Genomic DNA, 10526 nt, shown 5'->3' with positions numbered 1-10526 from the left:
GCGGTGGGGCGAGGCCGCGCGGGGGCGGAGCGACGTGCCGTGGGGCGGGTTCGTGCTCGCCGCCACGTGGGGGCTCGTGCACGTGCTGCTGCAGGGGCCCGCGGGCGGGGCGTACGCGATGGGGGCCGCGGTGCTCTACGGCGTGCTGCACCGCTCGGTGCACGGTCGCCTCGGCCCGACGTACGCGCTCGTCGCGGCCGCGTTCGTGCTGTAGCGGGGCCCCGGGACGCCCGAGGGGTGACCGGGGGTGGTCGTGGTGCGTGCGTCCGGGCTAGGGTGCCTCCATGTTCTCGGTCCGGGTGTGTTGTCGCTGAGCTGACGACCCCGCGCGCGTGCGGCTCCACCCACGCGACGCACCCCGTTCGACCCGAGGGAACTCCCCGTGGCTCAGCCCGTCCTCGCGCCCGCCCGCGCGACCCGTCGTCCGTCCACCGCCCGTCCTGACGTCCCGCGCGTCGAGGTCGCCGGCCCCGCCCGCCGCGGCGTGGAGTTCCGGCTCGACGCCGACGCGCTCGACCCCACCACCATCGCGCTGGCCGCCGCGCGCGCCGACGTCGTGCGGCTCGTCCACTCGGCCGCGCTGCCCACGCCCGCGGCCGTGCGCGCGCTCGTGAGCGTGCTCGAGGACGAGCTCCGTGCCGTCGGGCGTGACCGTGCCGAGGTCCGCGTGGTCCTCGAGGTCGAGACCGTCGTCGCCGACGACGAGGCCGACGCGGCCCGGCGCCGCACCGCCGTCGCGTACGCCGAGGCGTTCTCCGGGCTGACGTGGTCGCCGTCCGCGACGTGGCTCGTCGCGCCGCGCGACGCGGTGCGCACCGCCGCCCTCGTGCTCGCCGCACGCACGGGTGTCGACACGGTCGCGCTCGTGCTCGTCGGGTCCTCCGCGCGGCACGCGGACGCGCTCGGTCTGTGACGCACCGCCACGCGCCGGGGTGGGCGGCCGGTCCTCGGGCCGGCGCGTCGGTGCGGTCGCGCCCCGCGGGTGCGGTGCACCGCGCACGTGCCTAGCGTGGCCGGGCGGGCCACCGGGCCCGCGCGACGGACGGAGGGCACCATGGCCGGCACGACCTGGAACGAGCAGGACGACGCCCCGACGCACGACGAGGCGGTCGCCAAGGTCCGCGAGCTGCTGCACGACCACCACCTCGCGATGCTCACCACCGTCGACGCCGACGGTGCGCTCGTGAGCCGCCCGATGGGTGTGCAGGACGTCGAGTTCGACGGCGACCTGTGGTTCTTCACGGCGCTCGACAGCCACAAGGTCGCGGAGATCCGCGCCGGCAGCCCGGCGAACGCGGCGTTCGCGGGGTCGTCGTCGTGGCTGTCGGTCTCGGGGACGGCCGAGGTGCTGAAGGACACCGCGAAGGCGCGCGAGCTGTGGGGGCCGGTGGCCGAGGCGTGGTTCCCCGACGGCCCGGAGACCCCGAACCTCGGGCTCATCAAGCTGCACGCGGACACCGCCGAGTACTGGGACAGCCCCGGCGGTCGTCTGGCGACCGTCATCAGCCTGGTGAAGGCGAAGGTCACGGGCGAGGCGTACGACGGCGGCGAGAACGCGACCGTCGACCTCTGACCGCGCCTCACCGCGCGAGCACCCCTGCACGCACGACGCCCCGCCCCGGTGGCCCGGGACGGGGCGTCGTGCGTCTGCGGTCGGCCCGCGGGCCGCGGCCCGACGGGTCAGACCAGGCGCTGGGCGGGCGAGGCCTTCGCCGTCTCGGACGGGTCGGACACGACCACGTCGCCGAGCACCTCGTCGATGCGGGTCAGCACCTCGGGCGACAGCGTGACGCCCGCGGCCTTGGCGTTGTCGTGCACCTGCTCGGGGCGCGACGCACCGATGATCGCGGCAGCGACGTTGTCGTTCGACAGCACCCAGGCGATCGACAGCTGCGCCATCGTCAGGCCCAGCTCGTCGGCGATCGGCTGCAGGCCCTGCACGCGCTCGAGCACCTCGTCGCGCATGAATCGCGCGATCATCTTCGCGCCGCCCTTGTCGTCGGTCGCGCGCGAGCCCTCGGGCAGCGGCGCGCCCGGCTTGTACTTGCCGGTGAGCACGCCCTGCGCGATGGGGGACCACACGACCTGCGAGACGCCGAGCTCGCGCGAGGTCGGCACGACCTCGGGCTCGATGACGCGCCACAGCGCCGAGTACTGCGGCTGGTTCGAGACCAGCTGCACGCCCAGGTCCTTCGCGAGCGCGTGGCCCGCGCGGATCTGGTCGGCGGTCCACTCGCTCACGCCGATGTAGAGCGCCTTGCCCTGGCGGACGACGTCGGCGAACGCCTGCATCGTCTCCTCGAGCGGCGTCTCGTGGTCGTAGCGGTGCGCCTGGTACAGGTCGACGTAGTCGGTGCGCAGGCGGCGCAGCGACCCGTCGATCGACTCGCGGATGTGCTTGCGCGACAGGCCCGTGTCGTTCGGGCCGCCGGGGCCGGTCGGCCAGTAGACCTTCGTGAAGATCTCGAGCGACTCGCGCCGCTCGCCGGCCAGGGCGTCGCCCAGGACGGACTCGGCGACCGTGTTGGCGTACACGTCGGCCGTGTCGAACGTCGTGATGCCGACGTCGAGCGCGGCGCGCACGCACGCCGTCGCGGTGTCGTTCTCGACCTGCGACCCGTGGGTCAGCCAGTTGCCGTAGGTGAGCTCGGAGATCTTGAGGCCGGAGTTGCCGAGGAATCGGAAGTGCATGCACCCAGCCTCTCACCCGTCGCCGACACGGGCCCTCCGGTCGCCCGAGGCACGACGACGCCCGCACCGTGCCCGACCGGCCCGATCCGACAGACCCGATCCGTCCGGTGCGTCCCGCCCGCGGACGTGCCTGGAGCCCCGGGTCGGGGCTGCGCTACGGTCCCCGCCATGCGATCCCGACGACGTCTCGCACCGGCACTGCTCGCCCCGGCCCTGCTGTCCCCGGTCGTGCTCGTCGCGCTCGCGGCGTGCTCCGACGGCCCGGCCCCCGAGCCCGACGCGAGCCCGAGCGTGTCCGCGCCCACGGGCGCGGGGCAGACCACGCCCGTGCCGCCGACCCCGGACGACCAGCGCGCGGCGCTGGCGTCGGCCGGCGACGCCACGGACCTGTTCGCGGGCGAGGTCACCGGCGGGGCCTCGCAGCAGGCCTCGGTCGCCGACGTCGCCGCGGGGTCGTACGCGCCGCGCGTCGTGTGCACGTCGGCCGACGGGGCCCCCGTCACGGTCACGGTCGTCGCGGCCGGCGCGGAGCTCGCGTCGTACGAGGCGCCGTGCGTCCCGCTGATCGAGGGCGGCGCCACGATGGCCGACGGCTCGTCGTTCGACGTGCCCGGCGGCGCGCTCGACGTGACGGTCGCGGCTGTCACCGACGCGGTGGTCGCGGTCGGGCTGGTCCCGGCGGGCTGACGTCCGCGGTGGACGCCCCGGCCGCGACCCGCGTCAGCCCGTGAGCGTCGCGAGCGCCTGCGCGAGGTCGTCGCGCAGGTCCTCGACGTCCTCGAGCCCCACCGACAGCCGCACGGTCGCCTCGCCGATGCCGACCGCGGCGCGGCCCGCGGGGCCGAGCTTGCGGTGCGTCGTCGTCGCGGGGTGCGTGACGATCGACTTCGCGTCGCCGAGGTTGTTCGAGATGTCGACGACGCGCAGCGCGTCGAGCACGCCGAACGTGGCCTTCTTCGCGACGTCGGCGGGCGCGTCGGGCGGGACCGCGAGGTCGAACGTCACGACCGTGCCGCCGCCGGTCTGCTGCGCGCGCGCCAGGTCGTGCTGCGGGTGCGACGCGAGGAACGGGTACCGCACGCGCGCGACGCCCGGCTGCTCCTCGAGCCACCGCGCGAGCGTGAGCGCCGACGCCGCCTGGTGGCGCACGCGCACGCTCATGGTCTCCAGGCCCTTGAGCAGCACCCACGCGTTGAACGGCGAGAGCGACGGCCCGGTGTTGCGCAGCAGCGTCTGCACGGGTCCGCGCACGTAGTCGGTGGACCCGAGGATCGCGCCGCCGAGCACGCGGCCCTGCCCGTCGACGTGCTTGGTCGCCGAGTACACGACGACGTCGGCACCGTGCTCGAGCGGGCGCGAGAACACGGGTGTCGCGAAGACGTTGTCGACGACGACGGTCGCGCCGGCCGCGTGCGCGAGCCGGCTCACGGTCGCGATGTCGACGAGGTCCTGCATGGGGTTCGACGGGGTCTCGAAGAACACGACGTCGGCGGGTGTCGCGAGCGCGGCCTCCCACTGCGCGGGCTCGTGCCCGTCGACGTAGTCGGTGCGCACGCCCCACTTCGCGAGGATCTCGTCGAAGATCACGACGGACGACCCGAACAGCGCGCGCGCCGCGACGATGCGCGAGCCGGAGCGCACGAGCGCGGCCAGCGCCGTGAACACCGCGGACATGCCCGACGCGGTCGCGTAGCAGGCCTCGGCGCCCTCGAGCAGCCGCAGCCGCTCCTCGAACGTCGTCACGGTGGGGTTGCCGTAGCGCGAGTAGAGGAAGCGGTCGACGTCGCCGGCGAACCCGGCCTCGGCCTGCGCGGCCGTCGCGTACGTGTACCCCTGCGTGAGGAACACGGCCTCGGACATCTCGCCGAACTCCGTGCGCACGAGCCCGCCGCGCACCGCGAGCGTGTCGGGGCGCAGCGCGGAGCGGTCGAGGCGGTGGTCGTCCCAGTCGCCGGGGCCGGGCGGCAGGTCGCGTGGCAGGTCCGGGGGCAGCTCGGGGGTCGTGCCGCTCACGGCTGGACCCACGGCAGGCCGTCGGCGCGCCAGCCGACGTGGCCGCGGTGGCCGTCGGGGCCCGTCGGGCCCTCGAAGCCCTCGAGCACGTTGTAGGCGGGCCCGTACCCGGCGGCGGTCGCGGCCTGCGCCGCGCCGATCGAGCGCTGTCCCGAGCGGCACAGGAACACGACGGGCCGGCCGTCGCCCGGCGTGACACCGGTCGCGGCGAGCTGGTCGAGGAACCGCGGGTTCGGCTGCCCGGACGGGTACTGCACCCACTCGACGAGCGCGGCCTGCCGCCCGACGGGCCGCAGGTCGGGCACGCCGACGTAGCGCCACTCGGCGTCGGTGCGCACGTCGACGAGCACGGCGTCGTCGTGGTCCTGCAGGATCTGCCAGGCCTCGGTGGCGGTGACGTCCCCGGCGTAACCGGGGGCGGGACGCGGCGGCACGGTCATGGTCCTCCCATCGTCTCTGGCGGTAGCACCCTGCGCCACGGTCGCCCGTGCGGGTTGCTGCGGCGTCGTCGAGCCAGATCTCTCGGCCGCTCTGGATGGTCGCGGCGATGCTACGCCCGTCCGGGCGGCGTCGTCGCGGGCGTCTCACGGCGGGCGACGGGCCGTGCGGACGGCCGCGACGCCGTGCCAGGCTGGGCGCCGATGGACGTCCCCGAGGGATTCGCGCTCCGCCCCACGACCGCCTCCGACGTGCCCGCGCTGACGCGCCTGCTGCACGCCGCCTACGCCGACCTCGCCGCCGCCGGACTGAACTTCACGGGCGCGACGCAGAGCGACGACGTGACGGCCGCCCGCACGCTCGGCGTCGGCGCGTCCTGGGTCGTCGTCGACGCCGCCGGTGCGCTCGCGGGGACCGTCACGTGCAGCAGCCCCCCGGGCGGCGGGCTGCTGGCGCTGACGCCCGCGGCGCGCGAGCCCGGCCGGGTGTGGCTGAACCAGCTCGCCGTCCGCCCGGACCTGCGCGGGCGCGGCCTGGCGTCGGCGCTGTGGGGCGCGCTGCGCACGTGGGCGGTCGACGGCGGTGCGCGGTCGGTCGGCCTCGACACGGCCGTCCCGGCGCGGGGGCTGCGGCGGATGTACGCGCGCTGGGGGTTCGCCGAGGGCGACGTGATCCAGTGGCAGGGCAAGGCGTACCGCAGCGTCGTGATGGTGCGCGACCTGCCCTGACGTCGGTGCCGGGTCGCCGTCCCGTCACGCGTCGCGCACTGGTCTCGTCCCTCGTCGCGAGACGTCGCGTCTCGCATCCCGAGAACGACGGCGCGTCGGCGTTGACACGCGCGGGACGCCGCACCGATCCTCGACGCAGGTCAAGAGTGTCAGCGCGAAGCCCCGGCTCGCTGGCCGGCAACCCTCCAACCGCGGTGGGGTGCCCCGGGTGACGACCTGGTCGCGCGCCGTCCGGCGCCGGCAAGCGCGGGACCGGCCGGTCCCGAGGGACCCGTACCGGAGGACCACCATGACCACCGTCACCGAGCTGTTCGCGTGTGCCGACGAGGCGTCCGGCGCCGCCGTGCCCACCGGCCCCGCCGTGCTCGACCACGGCCCGCTGCTGCCGGTCACGGGTGCCACGACGACCGTCCCGCTGGTCGACGGCACGAGCCGCACCTACGCCAACCTCGACTGCGCCGCGAGCGCGCCCGCGCTCGCGTCCGTCGCCGCACGCGTCGCCGAGGTGCTGCCCCTCTACGCGTCGGTGCACCGCGGCGCCGGCTACCTGTCGCAGGTGTCGACCGCGCTGTACGAGGCGTCGCGCCAGGCGATCGCGCGGTTCGTCGGCGCGCGCGAGGACGACGTCGCGGTCGTCACGCGCAACACGACGGACTCGCTCAACCTGCTCGCGGGCGTCGTCCCCGAGGGCGGGGCCGTGCTCGTCCTCGACGTCGAGCACCACGCCAACCTGCTGCCGTGGGTGCAGCGCAGCGCGGGCGCGCGGTCCGGCACGGGCCGCGTGGCCACGGTGCTGCCCATCGCCGCGACGGTCGCCGCGACGCTCGACGCGCTGCGCGACGAGCTCGCGCGCCGCCCGTACGCGCTGCTCACGCTCACCGGCGCGTCCAACGTGACGGGGGAGTCGCTGCCGCTCGACCGCGTCGTCGCGCTCGCGCACGCGGCTGGCACGCGCGTCGCCGTCGACGGCGCCCAGCTCGTGCCGCACCGCGGGTTCTCGCTCGCCGCGTCGGGCGTCGACTACGTCGCGTTCTCGGGCCACAAGACGTACGCGCCGTTCGGCGCCGGCGCGCTCGTGGGGCGTCGGGACTGGCTCGACACCGGGACCCCCTACCTCGCGGGTGGCGGCGCCGTGCGCGACGTGCGCACCGACCGCACGGTGTGGCAGCCGGCCCCCGCGCGGCACGAGGCCGGCTCGCCCAACGTGCTCGGCGCGATCGCGCTCGCGCAGGCCTGCGACACGCTCGCGGCGCTGCCCGCGGGGGCCCTCGAGGCGCACGAGCAGGCGCTCCGGGAGCGGCTCGTGGCCGGCCTCGAGGCGATCGACGGCGTGCGGGTCGCGCGCATCTGGCCCGACGCGGTCGACCCCGTCGGCGTCGTGACGTTCACGGTCGGGGACCTCAACCCCGGGCTCGTCGCCGCGTACCTGTCGGCCGAGCACGGCATCGGCGTGCGTGACGGCCGGTTCTGCGCGCACCCGCTCCTCGCGCGGCTCGGCGCGTCGCACGGCGCGGTGCGCGCGTCGGTGGGCGTCGGCACGACGGTCGAGCACGTCGACCGGCTCGTCGCGGCGCTCACGACGCTGCTGACGCGCGGACCGGCCGCGTCCTACGAGGTCGTCGACGGCTGCTGGACCGTCGCCGACGACACGCGCCCGCTCGTCGAGGTCCGCGGCCTCGACCACCTGGCCGCGACCGCGGCCGCCGCCTGCGGGCCCGCGCTCGACGACTGACCTGCCCCGGCCCGCGAGAGGGCGATCCAGCCCACCCGGGGGGTGGTGAGGGGTCGATCCAGCCCGCGCCTGGAGTGGTGCGAGGTCGATCCGGCCCACCCCGGGGTGGTGAGAGGTCGATCCGACCCACCCCGGGGTGGTGAGAGGTCGATCCAGCCCCACCTCCGAGCGGCGAGAGGTCGATCCGGTCCACCTCCGGCGGGCTTCACGGCGAGACGACGCCACGCCGGACCGGGACGCCCGCCAGGATGGGCCGCGTGCAGCACGATCTGACCCTCGAGGGCCACGGCGTCCGGCTCGTCCCGCTCGCGCGCGAGCACGCCGCGGCGCTCGCGGCGTTCGTCGACGAGCGCGTCTGGCGCGGTATGACGACGCCCACGCCCCGGGGCGTCGACGACCTGCTGGGCGTCGTCGAGACCGCGCTCGCGACACCTGCGCGGTACGCGTTCGCGGTGCTCGTCGACGGCGAGGTCGTCGGGTCCACGTCGTTCTACGACGTCGACCTGCGCATGGGGCGCCTCGAGGTCGGGCACACGTTCTACGCCCCGCGCGTGTGGGGCACGCACGTCAACCCGGCGTGCAAGCTCCTGCTCATGACGCACGCGTTCGAGACGTGGGAGGTCGCGCGCTGCGCGTACCGGGTCGAGGCGCGCAACGCGCGGTCGATCGCCGCGGTGACCAAGCTCGGCGCGCGGCCCGAGGGTCGGTTGCGCGGCCACCGCGTCGCGGCCGACGGCACGCGCCAGGACTCCCTGTACTTCTCGGTGCTCGCCGACGAGTGGTCCGACGTGCGGGCGCGGCTCGTGGACCGGCTCGCGGGCCGGGACGTCGCCGACGGCCGCACGTCCGTCCTGCTGATCGGGGGCCGCTCGGGCGTCGGCAAGTCGACCGCCGCGGCCGCTGTCCACGACCTGCTCGTCGCCCGTGACGTGCCGCACGCGGTCGTCGAGGGCGACGCGCTCGACCTCGCGCACCCCGCGCCGTGGGAGCACGGCGTCGCGTCCGCCAACCTCGCCGACGTGTGGCGGCGCTACCGCGCGCTCGGGCACCGGCGGCTCGTCTACACCAACACCGTCAGCGTGCTCGAGGCCGAGACGCTGGCGGCCGCCGTCGGGGACCGCCCGCACGTCACGCCCGTGCTGCTGACCTCGTCGGACGCGACCGCGCGCGCCCGCCTCGCCCGGCGCGAGCAGGGGGAGTCCTACGACGCCCACGTGGCGCGCTCGGACGCCGCGGCGAGCCGGCTCGAGCAGGCCGCGGGGCCGCACGTGCACCGCGTGCCCACCGACGGCCGCACCCCCGCCGAGGTCGCCGCGGAGCTGGTCGCGCTCGCGGGCTGGTGAGCACGACGACGACCGGGCCCTGACCCGCGGACCGGGAGCCGTGCACCGCGACCGCGGACCGGGACCCGGGCACCGCGGACCCGCGGACCGGGACCCCGCGATGCGACCCGCGGGCCGCGACCCGCGGCGGGCCTCCGGGAGCCGGGCTGCCGCCGTCAGTCCTCGACGACCAGCCCGACGTGGTGCGCGAGCAGCGGCGCGAGGTCGTACAGCTGGTCGGTGCTGACCCGTGCCCCGCCCAGCCCGCCCACGCCGTCGACCGCGCGCAGCCGCGCACCGCGCAGGTCGCACGCCGTGAGTCGCGACTGCGAGGCGTCGAGGCGCCGCACGTCGCAGTCGACCACGACGAGCCTGCCGACCCGGGCGTGGCTGAGGTCGAGGTCCCCGAGCGTCACGCCCTCGAGGTGCAGCTCGTCGACCGTGGACTCGCGCAGGTCGAGGTAGTCGACCTTGCCGCCGGTCACGCGCACCCGGGTCCAGCTCGACCCGAACGCGCTCAGCGCACCGATCCGCACGTCCGCGAGCGTCGTGTCGCGCCACGTCGAGGACGGTGCGCGCAGCGTGCCCGCGCGCACGTCGGTCCACGTCGAGTCGAGCACGCGGGCGCGGTCCAGGTCGACGTCATCGAGGTCGCAGTCCTCGACCTCGCACTCGAGGAACCGGGCCCCGGTGGCGTCGCGGCCGCGCAGGTCGAGCCCGCGGAACGCCAGGCCGTCGAGGTCGGCGTCGGGCTCGAGGTCGTACGCGTCACCGGTGAGCATGTCCCGACCCTCCCACGCGCGTCGGACACCGGAGGCGGGACCCCGCCCGACGTCAGGCGGTCAGCGGCGTGACCGTTCCCGTCAGGTGCGGCTTTCCCGACCGCGCGTGCCACACCGCGAACGCGTGGCCGTCGCCGTCGCGCGCGACGCGCACGTCCGGCGTCGCGGGCAGCAGCACGGGGGCCGCGAACTCGACGTCCCACGCGAACGCGTCGCCGCGCGCCGCGCCGACGTCGGCCAGCGCGCGCGACGCCGTGAACATGCCGTGCGCGATGGCCCGCGGGAACCCGAACGCGCGCGCGGTGATCGGGGACAGGTGGATCGGGTTGCGGTCGCCCGACACCGCGGCGTACCGGCGGCCCGTGTCGGCGTGCAGCTCCCAGCGCCCGGTGCGCGTCGGCGGCGTGAACGTCGGCCGCTCGCCCGCGCCGTCGCGCCCGCCGTCCGGGGCGTCCGGCAGCCGCACGCCCTTGGCGAGGTACGTCGAGACGCCGCGCCACGCGACGTCGCCGTCGGCGGCGACCTCGGTGACGAGGTCCATCTGCGTGCCCGACCGGTGCGGGCGCAGGGCGCGCGCCCACGCACGGACACCCAGCCGGTCGCCGAGCGTCAGGGGCCGGCGCTGCTCGACGCGGTTCGCCAGGTGCACCATGCCGAGCAGCGGCAGCGGGAAGTCGTCGCGCACCATCACCGCGGTGGCCACGGGGAACGCGAGGACGTGCACGAACCCCGCCGGCAGCGCGTCCGTCGCCGGCTCGCCCAGCAGGTGCTGGTACGCGGTGAGGTGGTCGACGCCGGCGCGCACGTCGTCGACGGCGTA

Annotated in this window: 12 protein-coding genes and 2 riboswitches; of the genes, 7 read left to right on the top strand and 5 right to left on the bottom strand. The window is 76.2% G+C overall.

Annotation, left to right across the window (positions count from 1 at the left end):
• From ATM99_RS16040 to ATM99_RS16030, 3 genes are all read left to right on the top strand, one after another.
• A partial coding sequence (locus tag ATM99_RS16040; RefSeq protein WP_369798104.1) for a hypothetical protein occupies window positions 1-214 on the top strand: 214 nt, incomplete at its 5' end.
• A 168-nt stretch (window positions 215-382) separates the two neighbouring features.
• Entirely contained in the window at window positions 383-913 is a 531-nt protein-coding gene (locus ATM99_RS16035; RefSeq protein ID WP_062103844.1) for an LLM class flavin-dependent oxidoreductase, read from the top strand.
• A 141-nt stretch (window positions 914-1054) separates the two neighbouring features.
• On the top strand, window positions 1055-1573 hold the full coding sequence (locus tag ATM99_RS16030; RefSeq protein WP_062103848.1) for a pyridoxamine 5'-phosphate oxidase family protein: 519 nt from the start codon (window positions 1055-1057) through the stop codon (window positions 1571-1573).
• Between the two features lie 107 nt (window positions 1574-1680).
• Here the strand turns inward: ATM99_RS16030 and ATM99_RS16025 are convergent, their stop codons facing one another.
• On the bottom strand, window positions 1681-2691 hold the full coding sequence (locus ATM99_RS16025) for an aldo/keto reductase family protein (protein WP_062103843.1): 1011 nt from the start codon (window positions 2689-2691) through the stop codon (window positions 1681-1683).
• Between the two features lie 168 nt (window positions 2692-2859).
• Between ATM99_RS16025 and ATM99_RS16020 the strand changes: the two genes are divergently transcribed.
• Window positions 2860-3378 (top strand): hypothetical protein, encoded by a 519-nt coding sequence (locus ATM99_RS16020; RefSeq protein WP_062103842.1) that lies wholly within the window; start codon window positions 2860-2862, stop codon window positions 3376-3378.
• A gap of 33 nt (window positions 3379-3411) precedes the next feature.
• On the opposite strand, the gene ATM99_RS16015 is transcribed toward ATM99_RS16020, so the two are convergent.
• Window positions 3412-4659 (bottom strand): O-succinylhomoserine sulfhydrylase, encoded by a 1248-nt coding sequence (locus ATM99_RS16015; protein ID WP_062103847.1) that lies wholly within the window; start codon window positions 4657-4659, stop codon window positions 3412-3414.
• Between the two features lie 41 nt (window positions 4660-4700).
• Window positions 4701-5144: a rhodanese-like domain-containing protein gene (locus tag ATM99_RS16010; protein ID WP_062103841.1), complete on the bottom strand. Its 444-nt coding sequence runs from the start codon at window positions 5142-5144 to the stop codon at window positions 4701-4703.
• A gap of 4 nt (window positions 5145-5148) precedes the next feature.
• A riboswitch (SAM riboswitch) is annotated at window positions 5149-5246 on the bottom strand.
• Between the two features lie 99 nt (window positions 5247-5345).
• Here ATM99_RS16010 and ATM99_RS16005 point away from each other — a divergent pair.
• From ATM99_RS16005 to ATM99_RS19935, 3 genes are all read left to right on the top strand, one after another.
• Complete coding sequence (locus tag ATM99_RS16005) at window positions 5346-5870, top strand: N-acetyltransferase (RefSeq protein WP_062103840.1); 525 nt, start codon at window positions 5346-5348, stop codon at window positions 5868-5870.
• Window positions 5871-6008: 138 nt separating this feature from the next.
• A riboswitch (SAM riboswitch) is annotated at window positions 6009-6123 on the top strand.
• A gap of 36 nt (window positions 6124-6159) precedes the next feature.
• Complete coding sequence (locus ATM99_RS16000) at window positions 6160-7602, top strand: aminotransferase class V-fold PLP-dependent enzyme (RefSeq protein WP_062103839.1); 1443 nt, start codon at window positions 6160-6162, stop codon at window positions 7600-7602.
• A gap of 257 nt (window positions 7603-7859) precedes the next feature.
• Window positions 7860-8945, top strand: coding sequence for a GNAT family N-acetyltransferase (locus tag ATM99_RS19935; protein WP_082659922.1), 1086 nt, complete (start codon window positions 7860-7862; stop codon window positions 8943-8945).
• A 155-nt stretch (window positions 8946-9100) separates the two neighbouring features.
• On the opposite strand, the gene ATM99_RS15985 is transcribed toward ATM99_RS19935, so the two are convergent.
• Window positions 9101-9706 (bottom strand): pentapeptide repeat-containing protein, encoded by a 606-nt coding sequence (locus ATM99_RS15985; protein ID WP_062103838.1) that lies wholly within the window; start codon window positions 9704-9706, stop codon window positions 9101-9103.
• A 52-nt stretch (window positions 9707-9758) separates the two neighbouring features.
• A partial coding sequence (locus tag ATM99_RS15980; protein WP_062103837.1) for a MaoC/PaaZ C-terminal domain-containing protein occupies window positions 9759-10526 on the bottom strand: 768 nt, incomplete at its 5' end.

The sequence above is a fragment of the Cellulomonas sp. B6 genome (genome assembly GCF_001462455.1).
Classification (GTDB): Bacteria; Actinomycetota; Actinomycetes; order Actinomycetales; family Cellulomonadaceae; genus Cellulomonas.
The sequence above is the reverse complement of the archived record's forward strand: the minus strand, read 5'-3'. Positions and strand labels throughout refer to the sequence as shown.